Genomic DNA, 18,412 nt, shown 5'->3' with positions numbered 1-18,412 from the left:
CGGTCCGTTTGTCTCCGTCCCCTTGGCCCCTTACGGCGGCTTCACCTTGCCTGTCGGAATCATCGTATGAGCCTTGACCTCTCCGGCCGCGTTGCGGTCGTCACCGGCGCGTCGCGCGGTATCGGCTATTTCATCGCCAGGGAGCTTGCCGCGGCCGGTGCGCATGTGATTGCGGTTGCTCGCACCGTCGGCGGCTTGGAAGAACTCGACGACCAGATCAAGGCAGGTGGCGGACAGGCGACGCTGGCCCCGCTCGATCTTGCCGACATGGCGGGGATCGACCGGCTGGGCGGCGCCATCCACGAGCGCTGGGGCAAGCTCGATATACTGGTCGCCAACGCCGCTGTGCTCGGCGTCATCGCCCCGATCGGCCATGTCGAGGCCAAGACCTTCGAGAAGGTGATGACCATCAACGTCACCGCAACATGGCGGCTGATCCGCTCGGTCGACCCGCTGCTCAGGCTTTCCGATGCCGGCCGTGCTATCGTGCTTTCCTCCAGCCTTGCCCACTCCGCACGCGCCTTCTGGGCGCCTTATGCGGCGTCGAAGGCGGCGGTCGAGGCCATGACGCGTTCATGGGCGCATGAGACCGAAAACCTGCCGCTCAGGGTCAATGCCGCCGATCCCGGGGCAACGCGCACCGCGATGCGGGCGCAGGCCGTACCCGGCGAGGATCCTGAAACACTGCCGCACCCTTCGGAGATCGCCAAGCGTATCGTGCCGCTGGCCAGCCCTATGCTCAAGGAGACCGGGCTGATCTTCCAGGCCAAGCACAATCGCTTTGTCGCCTACCGGCAGCCGGAGTAGCCACACATCGCATTTTGCCGGAAGAATTGCGCCGGCACCAACGTTGTTCGGGTGCCACAATTCGAGGAACGGAGGACCATATGCGGAGACTGCTTCTCTTGACTGCCACCGCGCTGCTTGCAGTTATCGGCGCCACGTCGTCGCAGGAGGCAACGATGAGCTTTTTCGTCACCAGCGTCGGCTCCGGCAAAGGCGCCGATCTCGGCGGTGTGGCCGGCGCCGACGCCCATTGTAGTTCACTGGCCGAAGCCGCGGGCGTTACCGGCAAGACATGGCGCGCTTATCTCTCGACCAGCGATACCGATGCACGCGACCGTATCGGCAAAGGCCCGTGGTTCAACGCCAAGGGCGTCAAGATCGCCGATGATGTCGCTTCCTTGCATAGCGATGCCAACGCCATCACCAAAAAGACGGCACTCGACGAAAAGGGCCAAATGGTCAACGGCCGCGGCGACACGCCCAACCGGCACGACGTGTTGACCGGCTCCAAGCCGGATGGCACGAAAATAGCCGACCAGACCTGCGGCGACTGGACGCTGAGCGGAGCAGAAGGTGTGGCGATGATGGGTCATCACGATCGTACCGGCCTCGATGATTCGGCAGCCGCCAAATCGTGGAATTCCTCGCATGCGTCACGCGGTGGCTGCAGCCAGGAGGCGCTGAAGGGCACCGGCGGCGACGGCCTGTTCTATTGTTTTGCGGTGAACTGAACCACAGCCGGAAAACGACCGACATCACGCGGCTGTGATGCCGTGGCTTAACGCCGCGCTTTGGCCCAGCTTTCGCCGCTGGGCCGGAGTTGCTAGGATCGTGCGACTCCCAAACAAGCAGAGCGAGGAAATACTCATGGCGGCACCGAGCGTAGCGTTAGTCTGGTATCTGGTGATCGCCGGCCCGCAAGGCGGCATGGTCGTGCTGCCCAGCACATTCGACACCCGCGAACAGTGCGCCTTCGCCATAACCGAATACCAGAAGCAACCGACGCCGGCCGGCTGGTCGGTGCAGTGCGTGCCGAGCGCCTCGCCCTTCGCCGACGAGGGCGACGCCGAGGAGCCGTCGGCGCAGTAGGAGAACGTGATCTCCCCCCTTGAGGGACCCTTGGGGGGACATGGCCGACAGGCCAGGCTGGTCCGACCGCGCTCGGCCTGCTGCAGCGGTTGGCACTTCACGCGAGACAACCCCTCTGTCGCCTTCGGCGACATCTCCCCCTGAGGGACCCTCAAGGGGGAGATCGTCAGCGTCGCGCGCTGACCGTCAGCTCCGGCTTCTGGCTGATGGTCTGAAACACCACGCAGTAGCGCTCGGTCAGCTTGAGCAGCGCATCGATGCGCTCCTGCGGTTCGTCGGTGTCGAGCCCAAATGTCAGCCGGATGGCGCGGAAGCCAACCGGCGCATCCCTCGCCACGCCAAGCGTGCCGCGAAAGTCGAGATCGCCTTCGGCTTCCACCGTGGCGGCCCCAAGCTTGAATTCCAGCGCCGTCGCCACTGCCTTCAGCGTGACACCGGCGCAAGCCACCAGCGCTTCCAGAAGCATGTCGCCGGAGCAGAGTTCGAGCCCGGTGCCGCCGGTCGCCGGATGCAGCCCTGCAATGGCAATCGCCCTGCCCGTCTCGACCTTGCAGGCGATCGATTGGTCGTCGATCGAGCCCTTGGCCTTGAGGGTAATCAGCGCGCGCGAGGCGTCGTCGCGATAGGCCTCCTTCAGCGGCGCCTGCATGGCCTTAATGCGATCGCGTCCATTTCATTTCTCTCCCATAGTTGTCTGGCTTCGCCGCTTAACGGCGGTGTCGCCTGCCCCAAACGCAAGTCCCCGCTGGCGTAGCGCTTGGCAGGGTTTCGCCCGTATAGCCGGACGATACGGATGCCCGACATCCAACGCCTTCACACCCTCTCTCGCAACACATTCGTAAGGCCGCCGGACATATGGCCGATATCGCCACCCTGGAAACCCGCGAAAGGGTTCTTGCGGGCATCCTGTTCAACGGCGCTGCCGTCTGCTGTTTCGATGCACGACGCCTCGATCAAGCTGACACTATGGTGTCAGGACGGGGCAGCGTAAGCTGGTGAAATGACGGAATCGCTGGACATGTCAGGCACAGTGGAAAGCGCCCGCGAACGTACCCTCGGCATCATCCTGGTCTCGGCATCGGCGGCCGTCTTCGGCCTCACCGGCGTGCTGACCAAATCGATCCATGCCGACCCGCTGACCATCACCTGCTGGCGCGGCTTCGTCGGCTCGATCCTGATCAGCCTTTATGTGCTATGGCGTCGCCAGCGCTCCGGCGGTCGCGACAGCCTGCGGCTCGGCTGGCGCGGCTGGCTGCTGGCGATCGAGGGCGCGCTCGCCAGCATCGCCTTCATCTCGGCGTTCAAGTTCACCTTTGTCGCCAATGTCGCGATCATCTACGCCACCGCACCCTTCGTCACCGCGCTGCTTGCCTTCATGCTGGTCCGCGAGCCGTTCCGGCTGCAGACGCTTGCCGCCGCCGCCGTGTCACTGTGCGGTGTGGCGATCATGGTCTGGTCCGGCTTCGGCACCGGCCATCTGTTCGGCGACGGGTTGGCGCTGCTGATGACGATCGGCAGTGCCCTCTACATGATCATGGTGCGGGCCTTCCGCGACACGCCGGTGGTGTGGGCGGGTGCCGTGTCGGCGTTCCTCCTGTTCGTGCTCGGCTGGCTCATCGCCGAGCCGCTGGCCGTCTCGGCCTGGGATGCTGTGCTTCTAGCCACCTTCGGCGCCTCGTTCGCGCTGGCCTCGATCTTGTGGACGGAGGGCACCCGGCTTATTCCGGCGGCCGAGTCCGGATTGCTGGGCTCGGCCGAAGTGCCATTCGCGATCCTGTTTGCCTTCCTGTTCCTCGCGGAGATCCCGCCGGCAGCCAGCATGCTCGGCGGGGCCATCGTGCTTTGCGCGGTGTTCGCTCACGCCGGCCGAGACTGGCTCATGGCTAGGCAGCGCGCAGAGGATGCAGGACCGATCCTCGCCGCGTCCGAGGGCGAGTTGGCGGTCCGATCACGAGAAGTCCGTTCCTCAAAATAAATTTGAAAAGTCATGGAACCATCATAGGGCTCAGTCATTATGGCTGCGACGGGCCACCCCAAGTCCCCCCAAACCCCTCGGCCCGTCCTACTCAGAGCCGACCGCAAGGTCGGCTTTTTCTTTGCTGGCTCAGTTGGCCAAGGCTAGGTTGCCGCTGAACAACGCGGCCAGATCCTGCGCTGGCCGATCGGCATCCTCACGCAAGCGGATGGCGAATTCGGCGACCGGCACTGGCGGCAGATCAAGATCGCGCGGCGCCTCGACGATGCCGGAATGAGCGAAGCGCGCAGTCCTCAACGTCAAGGCGATGCCGGCGTGCACTGCCGTGCGCAGGCCGGCAAGGCTGGCACTGCCGGCAGCAATGCGGTAGCGACGGCCGGCCGCATCGAGTGCACTGGTCGCCGCTTCCCGAAACCCGCAATGAGGATCGAGCAGTGCCAAGGGCAGTTCGTCATGGCGGGTGGCCAGCCCATTCTGTGAGCAAAGCCAGATCATCGGTTCCTTGAGCACGCCGACTTCGTCGCGTGTCGCCACCTGCCGCATGGCAATGGCCAGATCAAGGGTGCCGGCCTGCAAAGCCTGCGCCAGTTCAGCGGAACGGCCGACGCGCAATTCGATCCTGACGCGCGGATGGCTGACAGCGAAAGCCCTGAGAAGCTGCGGCAAGCCGCTGTCGGCGAAGTCCTGCGTGGTGCCGATGGCGACGCGCCCGTCGGCACGCGCCCCTTTGAGGGCCAGCCACGCCTCGCGGTGCGCGGCAAGGATGCGACGCGCGTGGCCGACCAGATCCTCGCCTGCCGGCGTCAGACCGCGCCCTCGCCCCTGCGGCACCAGCAGCGCTTCGCCGACAACATCCTCCAGCCGCTGCATCTGCGCGGTCACTGCGGACGGGGAGCGGCCGACGATCGACGCGGCCCGCGCCAGGGAACCGCCATCGACGAAAGCGAGGAAAGTCTTGAGGAGGTCGGGATCGAACATCTGCATAATTCGACACTATCAAAGTGTTTATCAAAAACAATTCGATTTTTTTGATTTAGTAATGATGGCACGATTTTATCGACGGCGAGAAACGCCGCTTGAAGCCGAGGAGAAGAAACATGCCGATCATCAATGTCAGCGTCACCGGCAAACCCGATGCCGGTTTGTCAGCCGCCATTGCCAAGGAGGTGACCGAACTGACGGCCATGCATCTGCGCAAAGATGCAACGATTACAGCTGTTGCCATTTCCTATCACGACCCCGAGCACTGGTTCGCCGGCGGCAAGTCGCTGGCCGAGCATGGCGCCAACACGGCTTGGCTCGACATCAAGGTTGTCGACGGCACCAACACCAAGCTCGAGCTGGAGGCGTATCTGCAGGCAATTTTTGCCGCATTCGGCCGGCTTCTGGGCAAGGTGCATGAGGAAAGCTACGCCCTCGTGCATGAAGTGCCTGCGGCCGCCTATGGCTTTGGCGGCAAGACGCAGGAATTCCGCTTCATCAGCGGAAGGATGAAAGCGGCGTAGCTGCGATAGGCAGCCGAATCCAGTGATGACAGGAGAAAAGGAAAATGGAGCCGCATTGACGTTGATCCAACTTCGGCTAGGTTCTCACCCGAAGCGGCCACTGAAGAGCCGTGACGTGAGATTGTTGGGAGATGCGGCGATGATCCTGACACTGGCGCTGCTTGCGGGTCTTGTCGCGGCCTGGCTGCTGATCGGCGTGGTGGAGACGTTCCGCCTCGGCCTGCGTTTGAGCCAGGCGCTGCTCTACGTGCCGTTCAAGCTCGCCTACCGGATCAGCGACGAGCGCATCAAGATTGCCCGCAAGTCGGCGGCCCCGGTCATCTACGTCGTTTGGCATCAGTCACGCATCGAGCCGGCGCTGATGCTGTCGCTGCTGCCGGAGGACACGCTGCACATCCTCGACCAGGCTTCGGCCAGGTCGCCGTGGCTGGAGCCGTGGCGTGAGCTCGGCCGCACCATCGCCTTCAACGCCGAGCATGTCTTCGTCAGCCGCAGATTGGTGCGGGTGCTGAAGGGCAAGGGCCGGCTCGCCGTTTACCTGCCGGATGCGGTCGAGCCCGACGTCAAGTCGTTTCGGTTGTTTCGCGCCATCACCCGTATCGCCATGCAGGCCGACGCGCGCATCGTGCCGATCTTCGTTGCCGGCGCACGCAGCCTGCCGGCTTCACTGACGCCGGCGGACAAGGCGCCCCGCCACTGGTTTCCGCAGCTGTCGATCAGCGTGCTGGAGCCGATGACCATTGCCGAGCTGGTGGCGCGGAATCCCGATCAGGCCTCCAACACAAATGCGTTGTTCGATCGCTTCGCTGAGGCCAGGCTTTTCGGCAACGATCTCGATCGCGGCCTGTTTCTTGCCATGCGCGATGCCGCCGACCGGGTTGGCGCTTCGCATCCAATTGTCGAGGACGTCATTGGTGGCGCGCTGAGCTACCGGAAAATGTTCATCGGCGCCAGGGTTTTGGGCCACCGCTTCGAGGCAATAACAGCGCCGGGCGAAGCGGTTGGGCTGCTCCTGCCCAACGCCAATGGGGTCGTGCTGTCGTTCGTCGGACTTTTGTCGGCTGCGCGGGTGGCAGCAATGATCAACTATACCGCCGGCCCGGCCAGCGTCACCGCCGCCGTCCGCACGGCGATGATCCGCACCGTGGTCTCCTCACGCGCCTTTGTCGAAAAGGCCAACCTCGCCGACATCGTCGAGGCGGTGGAAAAAGGCGGGGCGAAACTGTTGTGGCTGGAGGATGTTCGCGCAAGCGTGACCGTGCTGGACAAGGCCGCAGCCGCCTTGCTGTGGCGCTGGCCGCTGCAGCGCCAGGATGCGGCCAAGCCGGCGGTGATCCTGTTCACCTCCGGCTCGGAAGGCACGCCCAAGGCCGTGGTGCTGTCGCACCGGAACCTTCTTGCCAATGCGATGCAGGCGGAAGCCCGCATCACCATCTCGCCTGCCGACATCCTGCTCAACGTGCTGCCGGTGTTCCACTCGTTCGGGTTAACCGGCGGCACCATCCTGCCGCTGGTCACCGGAGTAAAGCTGTTCCTCTACCCGTCACCGCTCCACTACAAACTTATTCCGGAGGTGGCGCGCAAGGTCCGGCCAACGGTGATGTTCGGCACCGACACGTTCCTCGCCAACTATGCCCGCACCGCCAAGGACGACGATTTTTCCAGCCTGCGCTTCGTCGTGGCCGGTGCCGAGGCGGTGAAGCCGGAGACGCGCCGGGTTTACCGCGAGCGCTTCCAGGCCGAGATCATCGAAGGTTTTGGCTTGACCGAGGCCGCACCGGTGGTTGCCGTCAACACTGCCATCCACGGCCGCGACGGAACGGTCGGGCGGCTGCTGCCGGCCATGCGCATGAAACTCGAACCGGTCGAAGGCATTAGCGACGCCGGCCGGCTGTGGCTCGACGGGCCGAACCTGATGATGGGCTACATGACCGCCGATAGGCCGGGCGAGCTGCAGCCGCTCGAAGGCTGGCACGACACCGGCGATATCGTTTCGGTCGATCGCGAAGGCTTCATCACCATTCGCGGCCGCGCCAAGCGCTTCGCCAAGATAGCCGGCGAGATGGTATCACTTGGTGCGGTCGAGATGCTGGTGCAGTCGCTGTGGCCAGAAGAGCATCACGCCGTGGTGGCAGTGCCGGACAAGCGGCGCGGCGAGCGCCTCGTTCTGGTCACCACCGCCGCCAATGCGGATCCCGACGAATTGCGCGAATTCGGCAAAAAAGCCGGGGCGGCCGAACTGATGGTGCCGAACGACATCGTCAAGGTCGAAGAGATCCCGGTGCTGGGCTCCGGCAAGACCGACTATGTCTCGACTAGAAAGCTGGCGCTCGAGAGGCTGGGACTGAGCGCAGCCGCCTGAGGTTTGCTGTCGAAAACTCTAGAGGACCACCACCGACAACAGCAGAATGACGCCGACGGCCATCATCAGCAGGCCCGGCCAGTTCTGCGACAGGCCGAGAAAACGGAGCCCGCGTCGTCGCGGCTCCAGAGTCGGACCTGGTGTTGCGAGATTGGGGGTCGGACTATCCGGCGCGGTGGAGACAGCGGCCGGCTCACTAAGCCGCCCGCGCATGATGGCCGCAACCGCCATATAGACGAGGCCGGCGACAGTCAGTAACGCGCCGATGAGGATGACAGCCATTTCTCCTCGTTTCCGATGGTTTTGCGCCCAATGCGGCAGCTTGCGCGACGTTGACGACGTATCACGACCAGCCGCTCAAACGGACCTACCAACACAAACGGTCTGGCCGCCCAGCAAGTTCCGAAAACGGGTTTTTGAGGTGCGTTCCACAGCGCCGCGTGCTCTGCGAGCCGCTCCCAAGTCAAAATCCGTCAGCCAATGTCCGACGACGGCACCTTCTCGCCTTCGCGCTTGGCGCGTCTCGAATAGGCGCGCACGCTGAACGGCAAGAAGACCAGGTAGCCGGCAACCGAGGCCGTCAGCGTATACCAGGGATAGGTCATCAAAAGCAGGACGTAGAGAACGACTGCGAGAATGATCGGCAGCACCCTGTCGCCCGGTATCCTGACGCTCTTGCCGGAATAGACGGGCAGTCTGCTGACCAGCAGGAACGCCACCAAGATTGTAAAGCCGGTGGCAATGAAGGCCGCCAGGCGGCTGGGTTCAAGCCCAAGCCTGAGGAAGAACAGATAGAGCGGCAGCATCACCAACACCGCACCCGCCGGCGCCGGCACGCCGACGAAATATTCGGTCTGCCACTGCGGACGGTCGAGCTCTTCGTCGAGCACGTTGAAACGGGCAAGCCTCATCCCACAGGCGATGGTGAACAGCAGTGCGGCGATCCAGCCCGGCGAACCTGCCCTGTCGAGTAGAAAGGCATAGAGCACCAGCGCCGGTGCCACGCCGAAATTGACGATATCGGCCAGCGAATCCATCTGGGCGCCGAATTTGGAAGTCGCCTTCAGCATTCGCGCCAGACGGCCGTCGATACCATCGAGGAAGGCGGCGAGCAGCACCATCACCACCGCTGGCTCGAAGCGGCCCTCGAAGCCGAAGCGAATACCGGACAGGCCAGCGCAGATGGCAAGCACCGTGACAAGATTGGGCAGCACCATGCGCATCGGGATTTCGCGAATGCGCGGCCCTCCGCCGCCATGCGCCTCGAATTTCTTGAACGGCGGCGCCACCGGTCAGGACACCCGCACGAGCGGCGTTGCAGCAACGCCGCCGAATTCCGCCAGCACCGTCTCACCGCCAACCGCGGTCTGGCCGACGGCGACACGCGGCGTCGCGGTCGAGGGCAGGAATACATCGACGCGCGAGCCAAAGCGGATCAGCCCGAAGCGCTCGCCGGTGCCGATGGCGCCGCCAGGCTCGGCCCAGCAGACGATGCGCCGCGCCACCAGGCCGGCAATCTGCACCGCGGCGACCGTTCCATTGGGGCTTTCGATGACCAGCCCGTTGCGCTCGTTCTCGGTGCTTGCCTTGTCGAGTTCGGCGTTGAGGAATTTTCCTGGCCGATGCTCGATCCTGGAAATGCGGCCACGCACCGGAGAGCGGTTAACGTGGCAGGAAAAGACGTTCATGAATACCGAGATGCGGGTCATTTCGCCGCCGCCGAGGTTAAGCTCGCGCGGCGGCACGGCCGGGCCAACCGCCGAGACGATGCCGTCGGCCGGGCTGACAACCAGCCGGTCGTCGATCGGCGTGACACGCTCGGGATCGCGGAAGAAATAGGCGCACCAGGCCGTCAGGATGAGACCGATCCAGAACAGGGTCGAGGAGAAATAGCCAAGAAAGAGCGTCGCCGCGCCGAACGCAGCGATAAAGGGATAACCCTCGCGATGGATCGGAACGAACGCATTCTTGATCGTGTCGACGAGGCTCATGGGATCAGGACAACCTTGGTTCCAAGTCCGGCCTCAATAGCGGAAACACCCCGCGGTCGCAACGCGACAATGGGAGCGCTCGGGGGTGGCGGTCGCCGCCGTCTCAGAACGGCCAAGCGGAATCCACTCAGGCACCCGCTGCTGCCGCTTGGTCGAAATACTCCTCGAGCTCGCGCCGATCGGCCTCCGCCAGGCTCTCTTCGTGGCTGCCGCGCAGCGCGCCGCCTTTCGGGGTCGACTGGAGGAAGAATACATGCCCGTCGGCCATAACCACCCAGTTCACAACTGCGCCGCCTTCCCTAGGCACCACCGAGTTCGCCGAGACGACAGCATCGGTCGGATCGAACCCGGCCCTGCGTAGCAAGAGGTCGACAGCGACCGGCGCATGATAGGCTGCGGCCAATTCGAGCACCGTTTCTATTGCCTGCGCTTCAACACGGGCAAGTCTCTTGCCGACGCGCGGGGCGCCGGCAGCGAATGGATTCTCGCCCGGACGCGCGACGGACGGATCCTTCGGGGCGATATATTCATAGACGGCCGCATGCGTGGGCGTGGCGACGGCTAGACGCGGCTCCTTGGCATTGGTGCGCAGCTGAAAAGCCAACAGTTTTTCGCCCTCGACGTCCAGCACCCTTGCCATGCCGAGCGCCAGCTTGACCTCCGGCCTAGGCGCCTCGGCGCATGCAAGGCCGACGCCGACATCACGCCAGCCCGTCATTTGATTGACCAGCTTGCCAACAGAACGATGGAGTAGCCTCGGCTCGCGCCGGGGATTGGCCATGGCCAGTTGATGGATGGCTTCTCGGTAGTCGGCATCCTCAACGATTGCGAGTTCAGGCCACGAGTTTATCCAGCGCGCCGATAGAGCGAGCATCGATGCGGCCTGATCGGCTTGGTAGAATAGACGGTCGAGAGTACTGAGCTTATCGTCAGTACCTCCTTCGAAGCCTGTCTGTTCCTCAGTCTCCTCGGGGTGCTCCGCGACCCAGGCAGCCATTTGGTCCAAAGTCGCCAGTTGTCCGTGCGCGCCCATCTCAGCGAGGGCAGTGCGTGCGTCGGCAATGACGGTGTCGAGTTCTTCGCCAGAATTATAGATGAACTGGCTATGGCCGCCATTGTTGACCTCAGCCAAATAGTCATCGGCATGACAGGCCTGCATTGCCTTGGGGCTGATTTCCGTGGAACGGTAAAGGCCTTGCGCGACCATGGCTTCGACGAATTCTCTGACGGCTACAATGAGACCGAAAGGATTGTCGGCCGCGTCTTCCACGACTGAGCGCGGCACGATCACCGAAGATGATGGCTTGCCTGGGGATGACTGTTTGGACCGAGTCGGTGAAATGGTCGCTGATCGCTGAAATTTCTTCTTAGCCCAGCCGGAAAATCTTTCAAACACGCCAAACGCCCTCCCTGCTTGCCACAACAGGATTCTGCGGGCCAACGTGATTCTTGCATTTGACTTTCCCGTCCGCAAGCACCGGCCGGTTATACTTCATTGAAGAAGAATGAGTGAAGGCGCACGGCGCATCGCGCGGTTCCGTGCGGCTACTCAGGTCAAATATAAACGACGCCGTCGCCATCCTCATTGTCGGAACGCAGCACTCTCGCCCGTCCTTGGCAAGACAGCGCCTCTCATCGGCCTTTTCGGCCATGACGATTTGCGCAACCCGGAGGTTCTCGGCCCATGCAGAAATCAGCAGCTAGGCAAGTGCAAGTGGTGATGAACGGCTTGGCTTTCGGCGAGTCACCGCGCTGGCACGATGGCCGGCTGTGGTTCTGCAACTGGGGTACGGGCCAGATCATCGCCGTTGACGTCCTAGGCAACAGCGAGATCGTGCTCACCGTGCCGGCCACCCTGCCCTATTCCATTGACTGGCTGCCGGACGGGCGCCTGCTTGTCGTGTCCGGCCGCGAAGGGCTGATCCTCAGGCAGGAGGCAGACGGGACATTGGTCACCCATGCCGATCTGAGACAACTATCAAAGAGCCCGTGGAACGAGATCGTCGTCGATAGGCGCGGCAACATCTATGTCAATGGTGGTGGGCCTGCTCCGGGTCCCGGCCAGCATTTCGGCCCCGGTGCCATCGTGCTGGTAGCGCCTGACGGCTCGGTTCGGCAGGTGGCTGAGAACCTCGCCTTCGCCAATGGCATGGCGGTGACGCCTGACAACAAGACGCTGATCGTTGCCGAGTCCCACGCCAACCGGCTGACCGCCTTCGACATCGCTGCCGATGGCGGCCTTTCCAACCGCAGGATCTGGGCCAATCTCGGCAACGGTTTTCCCGACGGCATCTGCCTCGATGCCGAAGGTGCGGCCTGGTATGCCGATGTTCCGAACCGGCATTGCGTGCGGGTGCGCGAGGGCGGCGCGATGCTCGAAAGCGTCGATGTCGACCGCGGCTGCTTTGCCTGCATGCTCGGCGGCAGCGAGGGAAAAACGCTGTTCATCGTTGCCGCCGAATGGCGCGGCTTCGAACATATGATCAGCGATGCCCGTACCGGCCAAGTGCTCAGCGTCGACGCTACTGCGCCGGGCGCCGGCTGGCCGTAAAGAGCTTACATCCCGGGAATCCGCTGATAGTTGGCAATATCGGCCTTGACGCCAAGTCGCGCAATGGTCTCCTGAGGATTGAAGCCGCTGCGCTCATGCGCAGCCTTGATGATCGGCACCACCTTGTCGACAGCGGCCTGCCCTTCCCATTCGACAATGGTCACGAGGTTGAACTCGCCCGGCCCCGAGAATTGCTCAAGCAGGAAATCCTGGACGAACCCTTGCTGCTGGCGCAGCAATTCATGCGTCATTCGGACCTTGGCAAGAATCTCCTCGCGGGCGTTGGCCGGAACGACAAACTTGTCCACCCGGAATACGCTGCCGCCGCTAACTGCCTGATTTATCCCATTCATGTCGATTGTCTCCGTTTTTGAACGACGCATCTTGCTGCGATCCAAAACGGCCTACGATCTCAACTTAAGTTGAGGTCAAGCACGATTTTCAGCTCACCTCCGAGGTGCGGCGGCGAACGACGACGCCGAACTCGTCACTTTCGCGGGCAATGCGCAGCCGCTCCTCGGCCTCGCTTGCCTCGCGCTGGCGGTCCCACATCGATGCATAAAGGCCGCGCTTGGCCATCAAGGCGGCATGGGTGCCGCGCTCGGCGATCTGGCCGTCCTGCAGGACGATGATTTCGTCGGCCGAAATCACTGTAGACAGCCGATGGGCGATGACGAGGGTGGTGCGGCCCTGGCTGACCAGGTCGAGTGCCGCCTGGATCTCCTGCTCGGTGTGGCTGTCCAGCGCCGAGGTCGCCTCGTCGAGCATCAGGATCGGCGGAGCCTTCAAGATGGTGCGGGCAATCGCCACCCGCTGCTTCTCGCCGCCGGAGAGTTTCAGCCCGCGCTCGCCCACCATTGAGCGATAGCCGTCGGGCAGCCGCTCGATGAACGGTCCGATCTGGGCCAGTTCTGCTGCCTTGCGCACATCCTCCTCGCTGGCACCGATGCGGCCGTAGCGGATGTTGTAGGCGATGGTGTCGTTGAACAGCACCGTGTCCTGCGGCACCATGCCGATGGCGGCGCGTAAGCTCTCCTGCGTCACGTCGCGAATGTCCTGGCCGTCGATCAGAACCTTGCCGCGCTGGATGTCGTAGAAACGAAACAAAAGCCGCGAAATGGTCGACTTTCCGGCTCCGGAGGGACCGACAATGGCCACCGTCTTGCCTGCTGGCACCTCGAAGCTGATACCCTTCAGGATTTTGCGGTTGGGGTCGTAGGAAAAATGCACGTCACGGAACTCGACATTGCCGGCGCTGACGACCAGTGGCTTGGCGCCCGGTGGATCGACGATCTCGCGCTTGACGTCGAGCAGATCGAACATGTTTTCGATGTCGGTCAGGCCCTGGCGGATTTCGCGGTAGATCATGCCGATGAAATTCAGCGGCACCGAAAGCTGCATGAGCATGGCGTTGACGAAGACGAAATCGCCGACGCTCTGTGTGCCTGCCTTCACCTCGAGTGCCGACAGCACCATGACGACGGTCATGCCGATGCCGAAGATCACGCCTTGGCCGAAGTTCAGCCAACCAAGCGAAGTCCAGGTCCTGGTCGCAGCCACCTCATAGCGCGCCGTGGAACGGTCGAAGCGCTCGGCCTCCATGGCTTCGTTGTTGAAATATTTGACTGTTTCGTAGTTGAGCAGCGAATCGATCGCCTTCGTGCTGGCTTCATTGTCGCTGTCGTTCATCTCGCGGCGGATCGAAATACGCCAATCGCTCGCCCTGACGGTGAACCAGACATAGAGCCAGACCGTGACCGCGATCACCAAGACGTATAGCCAGCCATAGGTGACGGCAAAGATGCCGGCGGTGAGCGCGAATTCCACGATCGTCGGCGCAGTCGCCAGCATGGTGAACCGGACGATCGTCTCGATGCCTTTAGTGCCGCGCTCGATGACGCGCGACAGTCCGCCGGTGCGCCGTTCGAGGTGGAAGCGCAGCGATAATTCGTGCATGTGCACGAAGGTACGGAAGGCGAGCCGGCGCACGGCATGCTGGCCGACCCGTGCAAACAGGGCGTCGCGCAACTGGTTGAAGCCGAGCTGCACCAGCCGCACGGTATTGTAGGCGACGACCAGCATGACCGGCGCCAGCAGGAAGGCCGGCAGCGGCGGCGGCGATTTGCTATCGCCGGCCAGTGCGTCGGTCGCCCATTTGAAGAAATAGGGTCCGGCCACCAGGGTCAGCTTGGCAACGACCAGCAGCACGGTGGCCCACACCACCCGGGCCCTCAGGTCGGCGCGGTCGGCCGGCCACATGTAGGGCCAGAGATTGCGCAACGTTCTGAAGGTCGAGCCGGAATCGGCGGAAACGGTTTTCTCGGCCATTCTTGTTTACCTTTTATATCTTAGCGGCCGGAGCAGCAGGAATCGACCAGCGCGGCCAGCGATGCCGAAACATCGGCGAGCGCGGCGCGGTCGAGCTCATAGCGCGAGCGCTGGCGGTCAGGCTCGAAGCGGATCAGCCCGGCCTCGACCAGGATCTTCAAATGCTGGGAAACGGTGGACTGCGCCAGATCGAGATGCTCGACGACCTCGCGACAGCAGCACGAACGGCTGGCGGAAAGGTGTTTGAGAATTTCGATCCGCGCCGGATGCGAAAGGGCCGCGAGCCGGACAGCGACAGCGCGGCTATCCGGCGTGCATTTGGCCGGCGTGCAGTTGGCCGGCGCGCGTTCATCTGCCGCCTGGCGTCGGTCCATTACGGGGGGAGATTCGATCATCGTGCATCGGCGATAAACGATGACTGGCCCTGTCGCAAGCTATCCTGATGGGCAGAACGGCTACTCGGTCTTGACTGGCGCCGTCGTCATCTGGTCGCCCATTGCCTTGAGATCGGCGGGCTCGCCTTCCTTCGATTTCTCCGGCACCTTGAACACCTGCCCCGGCCAGATTCGGTTCGGATTGCTGATCTGGTCCTGGTTGGCGAGATAGATGGTCGAGTAGCGCATGCCTTGGCCATAGACTCGCCGCGAAATCCGCCACAGCGTGTCATGGCGGCGGATAATGACTGCGCCATCGGCATGTTCGAGCTTAGGAGCGACGGTCTCGGGAGTTTCGCCCGAAGGCGTTGTCGCGGCCATTTCGGCCGGGGCCTCGGTGGCGGGAGTGGGGGTTGCGGGCGTTTCGGCGGCTGTTGCCGGTGTAGCCGGCGCGGCTTTGGTCGCCGGAGCATTCGGCTCGGCTGGTTTTATCTCGGCAGGCTTAGGCTCGGCGGGTGCGACGGCGGCAACCGCCTCGCCTGGCTCGCGCTCGAACGGCACGGCGGCACGGGCCACCACCCTCACGCCGTCGGCGTCGAGCGCGTCGACATGGATGGTGTAGGTGCCGACCGGGATGTCACGTGTCGCTTCGACCAGGAAGTGGCGGTCGGGCGAGGTCTTCGCGTCGCCGAGCAGGATATCGTTGGCATAGGCGCGCACCTTGCGGCCGGGATCAGTGACGCCGGCAATGAAAATCTTGTTGCCGTCGATTTCGACGGCTTCGACGACGATCTTGGGCTCCGCCGCGGGAGCAGCAGGCGCTGCCGGTGTGGCGGGCGCCACCGGAGCCGGTGCGGCTTCAATGGCGGCCGGCGCGGCGGCGGCCGGCAGTTCGGCGCCAGTGGCAGGCAGCGCGGCATCAGATTTTGCCTCAGGGGCTGGAACAGTGAGCAGTTCGGACGGCTTGCCCGGCTCCTCGACCATTGCCAGCACTTGGCCGGTGGAATTCTGGGGGATCGAAACGACGGCGGTCTGCGCCGAGGCGGTCACGACATTGCCAGCCGTCGAGCGCAGCGTGATCGTGTAGTCGCCGGGCTTCAGCGGATCGTCGAGAATAATGGCAAAGGCGCCGTCGGGACCGGCGACCGTCGAGCCGAGCACAGTCGAACCGTTGAGAATCTCGACCTTGGCGTTGGGCGCCGCATTGCCGGCGACGACGATCGAGCCGTTGCTTTCGACGCGCACGATGTCGAAGGTCGGCACGATTGCACCTGCTGCGGTCGGCGCAGCGGGCGCTGCCGCATCGGTGGACGCCGCGGGCGCAGGCGGCAGCCGCCCCTCGGTCGCCGGAGCGACCGGTTTCGAAGCCGGCGGCGTCAGCGCCGCGACCTCCGCAGGCCGGGTAGAATTGAGATACGGGTCGAGCGCGCCCGATAGATAGGCGGTTCCCGCCGCGGCGACAGAGCCGCCAGCCGCGAACAAAAACGCCTTCAACGGATTAATTGCCATGTTTCCCTGCCCCTTAGCCACCTAATTCGGTCTAGCCTGTTTTACCAAATCCGACAAGAAAAAGCCCGCCCCAGGGCTTGACCATGCCAATAGTCCCTATCACCAATCATAACATGAACACGATTCGATCTGTCTGCGTCTATTGCGGCTCGTCCCCGGGCCGAGATGAAACTTATATCAAGGCCGGACATTTGCTTGGCCGCTCGATCGCCAAGTCCGGCCTGCGTCTGATTTATGGCGGTGGCACTAAAGGGATCATGGGTGCCGTCGCTGAAGGGGCATTAAAGGCCGGCGGCAAGGTAACCGGCATAATTCCACGTTTTCTGATCAACCGGGAGGCGACCGAAACCGCGCTTAACCGGCTCGACGAGCTCGTCATCACCGACAATATGCATGAGCGCAAACATAGGATGTTCGAGAAATCCGACGCCTTTGTGGCGTTGCCCGGCGGCATCGGCACGGTCGAGGAGATCGTCGAGATCATGACTTGGGCGCAACTCGGCCACCACCGCAAGCCGATCGTCTTCGGTAACGTCGGAGGGTTCTGGGATCCGATGCTAGCGCTGCTCGACCACATGGCAACGGAAGGCTTCATCCACACGGCGCAACGGGTAAAGCCGCTGGTGGTCGAGGATCCGGAAGCAATCGTCGCCGCCATCATGGTGGCGGGATCATCCGTCGACGCTCCGACGGAGGGCGTACAGTCGGTGATTGATAAGATGTAGAGTGAATAGTGAATAGTGAAACACAAGACGTTCCAGACCGCGCCTGTCTATCCACTACTGACTATTCACTATTCACCCCTTTCCCTGCTGCCTTCCTTAAATCCGCAATAACCGGCCAGCCGCCTTTCTTCGTTACGCGGCTCGAGCGGATGCGGCGACGGTCTTGCGCACCGACGAAAACATCGACCAGGAGTACATCGCCAGCGCCGCCCAGATCAGCCCGAAGGCTATGGCCTGAACGCTGCCGAAGGGTTCGCCGAAAATCAGCACCGCGATCAAAAAGACGATGGTCGGCGCGATATATTGCATGATGCCGATGGTGGAGAGGCGCAGCAGCCTGGCGCCGAACGCAAACAACAGCAGCGGCACGGCGGTGACCGGCCCGCAGCCGATCAGCAAGGCGGTGTCGTTCAACGAGCTGGAGACGAAATGATCCTGTCCTGTGGCGATCAGGAAGATGATGTAGCCGAGCGCCGGCACCGACAGCAGCAGCACTTCAAGCAGGAAGCCCTGGCTCGGGCCGATTGGCAGCGTCTTGCGGAAGAAGGCATAGGCGGCAAAGGAAAAGGCCAGCACCAGCGACACCCAAGGCAGCTTGCCGGCGTCGATGGTCAGCACCGCGACGGCGATTGCCGCGAGCACCACCGCCACGACCTGCAGGCGGTCGAGCCGTTCGCCGAGCAGCAGCGCGCCGACAACGACGCTGACCAGCGGGTTGATGTAGTAGCCAAGCGCGGTCTCGATGGTGCGGTCGACCGCGATCGCCCAGACATAGCTGCCCCAGTTGACCGAGATCAGCGCCGCCGTCAGCACCGCCATCGAAATGATGCGCGACGAACGAACTGCCGCTTTGAAATCGGCAGTGCGACCGGCCCAGACCAGGACAGCTGCCGCGATCGGCACCGACCAGACGATGCGGTGGGCGATGACTTCGGCCAGCGGCAGATGTGCGACAGCCTTCATGTAGAAGGGCAGCAGCCCCCAAAGCAGGTAGGCGCCGAGCGCCAGCAGGAAGCCGCGACGGGCTTTGGTGTCGGCCTCGATGTGAAGTGCTTGGGTAGTCATGGGCGAAGGCTATGCGCCAGCGGCTTGCCCAAAACCATCGCAAATTGCTGATGGATCAATGGAGTCTCGCTGATGGTTCAACCCGACCACCAAACATTGAACAATCGCGCCGTGTACGAGAGGGTAAAAGGCCCGACCAACACGACATGCGG

At 63.1% G+C, this 18,412-nt stretch carries 19 protein-coding genes; 8 read left to right on the top strand and 11 right to left on the bottom strand.

Going from position 1 to position 18,412, the window contains the following annotated elements; genetic code table 11:
• Positions 1–66: 66 nt before the first annotated feature.
• From NKH83_RS05495 to NKH83_RS05485, 3 genes are all read left to right on the top strand, one after another.
• Entirely contained in the window at positions 67–807 is a 741-nt protein-coding gene (locus NKH83_RS05495; protein ID WP_352479225.1) for an SDR family NAD(P)-dependent oxidoreductase, read from the top strand.
• Positions 808–887: 80 nt separating this feature from the next.
• Positions 888–1,517: a hypothetical protein gene (locus NKH83_RS05490; RefSeq protein ID WP_352479224.1), complete on the top strand. Its 630-nt coding sequence runs from the start codon at positions 888–890 to the stop codon at positions 1,515–1,517.
• Between the two features lie 136 nt (positions 1,518–1,653).
• Positions 1,654–1,875, top strand: a complete 222-nt coding sequence (locus NKH83_RS05485; RefSeq protein WP_254820234.1) for a hypothetical protein — start codon at positions 1,654–1,656, stop codon at positions 1,873–1,875.
• Between the two features lie 166 nt (positions 1,876–2,041).
• Here the strand turns inward: NKH83_RS05485 and NKH83_RS05480 are convergent, their stop codons facing one another.
• A complete protein-coding gene (locus NKH83_RS05480; RefSeq protein ID WP_352802429.1) occupies positions 2,042–2,524 on the bottom strand; it encodes an OsmC family protein in 483 nt (160 codons plus the stop codon).
• A 351-nt stretch (positions 2,525–2,875) separates the two neighbouring features.
• On the opposite strand from NKH83_RS05480, the gene NKH83_RS05475 reads away from it, so the two are divergent.
• On the top strand, positions 2,876–3,850 hold the full coding sequence (locus tag NKH83_RS05475; protein ID WP_352802427.1) for a DMT family transporter: 975 nt from the start codon (positions 2,876–2,878) through the stop codon (positions 3,848–3,850).
• Positions 3,851–3,979: 129 nt separating this feature from the next.
• On the opposite strand, the gene NKH83_RS05470 is transcribed toward NKH83_RS05475, so the two are convergent.
• The gene (locus NKH83_RS05470) at positions 3,980–4,834 is read right to left on the bottom strand and encodes a LysR substrate-binding domain-containing protein (protein WP_352479220.1); all 855 of its coding nucleotides are present in this window, start codon (positions 4,832–4,834) and stop codon (positions 3,980–3,982) included.
• Between the two features lie 113 nt (positions 4,835–4,947).
• On the opposite strand from NKH83_RS05470, the gene NKH83_RS05465 reads away from it, so the two are divergent.
• Both NKH83_RS05465 and NKH83_RS05460 read left to right on the top strand, forming a co-directional pair.
• Positions 4,948–5,355: a tautomerase family protein gene (locus NKH83_RS05465; RefSeq protein ID WP_352479219.1), complete on the top strand. Its 408-nt coding sequence runs from the start codon at positions 4,948–4,950 to the stop codon at positions 5,353–5,355.
• Positions 5,356–5,494: 139 nt separating this feature from the next.
• Positions 5,495–7,717 (top strand): AMP-binding protein, encoded by a 2,223-nt coding sequence (locus NKH83_RS05460; protein WP_352479218.1) that lies wholly within the window; start codon positions 5,495–5,497, stop codon positions 7,715–7,717.
• Between the two features lie 18 nt (positions 7,718–7,735).
• Here the strand turns inward: NKH83_RS05460 and NKH83_RS05455 are convergent, their stop codons facing one another.
• The 4 genes from NKH83_RS05455 to NKH83_RS05440 all read right to left on the bottom strand — a co-directional run bounded on the left by NKH83_RS05455 (position 7,736) and on the right by NKH83_RS05440 (position 11,182).
• Positions 7,736–7,999, bottom strand: a complete 264-nt coding sequence (locus tag NKH83_RS05455) for a hypothetical protein (RefSeq protein WP_352479217.1) — start codon at positions 7,997–7,999, stop codon at positions 7,736–7,738.
• 191 nt (positions 8,000–8,190) lie between these two features.
• Positions 8,191–9,006, bottom strand: a complete 816-nt coding sequence (locus tag NKH83_RS05450) for a CDP-alcohol phosphatidyltransferase family protein (RefSeq protein ID WP_023677728.1) — start codon at positions 9,004–9,006, stop codon at positions 8,191–8,193.
• 3 nt (positions 9,007–9,009) lie between these two features.
• Positions 9,010–9,708, bottom strand: coding sequence for a phosphatidylserine decarboxylase (locus NKH83_RS05445; RefSeq protein ID WP_352479216.1), 699 nt, complete (start codon positions 9,706–9,708; stop codon positions 9,010–9,012).
• Positions 9,709–9,835: 127 nt separating this feature from the next.
• Positions 9,836–11,182: a DMP19 family protein gene (locus NKH83_RS05440; protein WP_352479215.1), complete on the bottom strand. Its 1,347-nt coding sequence runs from the start codon at positions 11,180–11,182 to the stop codon at positions 9,836–9,838.
• 210 nt (positions 11,183–11,392) lie between these two features.
• Between NKH83_RS05440 and NKH83_RS05435 the strand changes: the two genes are divergently transcribed.
• Positions 11,393–12,259 (top strand): SMP-30/gluconolactonase/LRE family protein, encoded by an 867-nt coding sequence (locus NKH83_RS05435; RefSeq protein WP_352479214.1) that lies wholly within the window; start codon positions 11,393–11,395, stop codon positions 12,257–12,259.
• A 5-nt stretch (positions 12,260–12,264) separates the two neighbouring features.
• Here NKH83_RS05435 and NKH83_RS05430 read toward each other — a convergent pair whose 3' ends face one another.
• From NKH83_RS05430 to NKH83_RS05415, 4 genes are all read right to left on the bottom strand, one after another.
• Positions 12,265–12,612: an antibiotic biosynthesis monooxygenase gene (locus NKH83_RS05430; RefSeq protein WP_254820223.1), complete on the bottom strand. Its 348-nt coding sequence runs from the start codon at positions 12,610–12,612 to the stop codon at positions 12,265–12,267.
• Positions 12,613–12,700: 88 nt separating this feature from the next.
• A complete protein-coding gene (locus NKH83_RS05425) occupies positions 12,701–14,587 on the bottom strand; it encodes an ABCB family ABC transporter ATP-binding protein/permease (protein ID WP_352802423.1) in 1,887 nt (628 codons plus the stop codon).
• Positions 14,588–14,607: 20 nt separating this feature from the next.
• A complete protein-coding gene (locus NKH83_RS05420) occupies positions 14,608–14,961 on the bottom strand; it encodes an ArsR/SmtB family transcription factor (protein WP_352479323.1) in 354 nt (117 codons plus the stop codon).
• A gap of 81 nt (positions 14,962–15,042) precedes the next feature.
• Positions 15,043–16,470 (bottom strand): LysM peptidoglycan-binding domain-containing protein, encoded by a 1,428-nt coding sequence (locus NKH83_RS05415; protein ID WP_352802421.1) that lies wholly within the window; start codon positions 16,468–16,470, stop codon positions 15,043–15,045.
• Positions 16,471–16,583: 113 nt separating this feature from the next.
• Between NKH83_RS05415 and NKH83_RS05410 the strand changes: the two genes are divergently transcribed.
• Entirely contained in the window at positions 16,584–17,195 is a 612-nt protein-coding gene (locus NKH83_RS05410) for an LOG family protein (RefSeq protein ID WP_254820219.1), read from the top strand.
• 132 nt (positions 17,196–17,327) lie between these two features.
• Here the strand turns inward: NKH83_RS05410 and rarD are convergent, their stop codons facing one another.
• Positions 17,328–18,260 (bottom strand): EamA family transporter RarD, encoded by a 933-nt coding sequence (gene rarD / locus NKH83_RS05405; RefSeq protein ID WP_352802419.1) that lies wholly within the window; start codon positions 18,258–18,260, stop codon positions 17,328–17,330.
• Positions 18,261–18,412: the final 152 nt, after the last annotated feature.

Source organism: Mesorhizobium sp. M0909 (genome assembly GCF_040319515.1).
Taxonomy (GTDB): Bacteria; Pseudomonadota; Alphaproteobacteria; order Rhizobiales; family Rhizobiaceae; genus Mesorhizobium.
The sequence above is the reverse complement of the archived record's forward strand: the minus strand, read 5'-3'. Positions and strand labels throughout refer to the sequence as shown.

What these genes read in the sequence shown, in the direction of transcription:
- NKH83_RS05495 (WP_352479225.1), top strand. Translation starts at nt 67, where the DNA reads ATGAGCCTTGACCTCTCCGGCCGCGTTGCGGTCGTCACCGGCGCGTCG.
- NKH83_RS05490 (WP_352479224.1), top strand. Translation starts at nt 888, where the DNA reads ATGCGGAGACTGCTTCTCTTGACTGCCACCGCGCTGCTTGCAGTTATC.
- NKH83_RS05485 (WP_254820234.1), top strand. Translation starts at nt 1,654, where the DNA reads ATGGCGGCACCGAGCGTAGCGTTAGTCTGGTATCTGGTGATCGCCGGC.
- NKH83_RS05480 (WP_352802429.1), bottom strand. Translation starts at nt 2,524, where the DNA reads ATGCAGGCGCCGCTGAAGGAGGCCTATCGCGACGACGCCTCGCGCGCG.
- NKH83_RS05475 (WP_352802427.1), top strand. Translation starts at nt 2,876, where the DNA reads ATGACGGAATCGCTGGACATGTCAGGCACAGTGGAAAGCGCCCGCGAA.
- NKH83_RS05470 (WP_352479220.1), bottom strand. Translation starts at nt 4,834, where the DNA reads ATGCAGATGTTCGATCCCGACCTCCTCAAGACTTTCCTCGCTTTCGTC.
- NKH83_RS05465 (WP_352479219.1), top strand. Translation starts at nt 4,948, where the DNA reads ATGCCGATCATCAATGTCAGCGTCACCGGCAAACCCGATGCCGGTTTG.
- NKH83_RS05460 (WP_352479218.1), top strand. Translation starts at nt 5,495, where the DNA reads ATGATCCTGACACTGGCGCTGCTTGCGGGTCTTGTCGCGGCCTGGCTG.
- NKH83_RS05455 (WP_352479217.1), bottom strand. Translation starts at nt 7,999, where the DNA reads ATGGCTGTCATCCTCATCGGCGCGTTACTGACTGTCGCCGGCCTCGTC.
- NKH83_RS05445 (WP_352479216.1), bottom strand. Translation starts at nt 9,708, where the DNA reads ATGAGCCTCGTCGACACGATCAAGAATGCGTTCGTTCCGATCCATCGC.
- NKH83_RS05435 (WP_352479214.1), top strand. Translation starts at nt 11,393, where the DNA reads ATGCAGAAATCAGCAGCTAGGCAAGTGCAAGTGGTGATGAACGGCTTG.
- NKH83_RS05430 (WP_254820223.1), bottom strand. Translation starts at nt 12,612, where the DNA reads ATGAATGGGATAAATCAGGCAGTTAGCGGCGGCAGCGTATTCCGGGTG.
- NKH83_RS05425 (WP_352802423.1), bottom strand. Translation starts at nt 14,587, where the DNA reads ATGGCCGAGAAAACCGTTTCCGCCGATTCCGGCTCGACCTTCAGAACG.
- NKH83_RS05420 (WP_352479323.1), bottom strand. Translation starts at nt 14,961, where the DNA reads ATGGACCGACGCCAGGCGGCAGATGAACGCGCGCCGGCCAACTGCACG.
- NKH83_RS05415 (WP_352802421.1), bottom strand. Translation starts at nt 16,470, where the DNA reads ATGGCAATTAATCCGTTGAAGGCGTTTTTGTTCGCGGCTGGCGGCTCT.
- NKH83_RS05410 (WP_254820219.1), top strand. Translation starts at nt 16,584, where the DNA reads ATGAACACGATTCGATCTGTCTGCGTCTATTGCGGCTCGTCCCCGGGC.
- rarD (WP_352802419.1), bottom strand. Translation starts at nt 18,260, where the DNA reads ATGACTACCCAAGCACTTCACATCGAGGCCGACACCAAAGCCCGTCGC.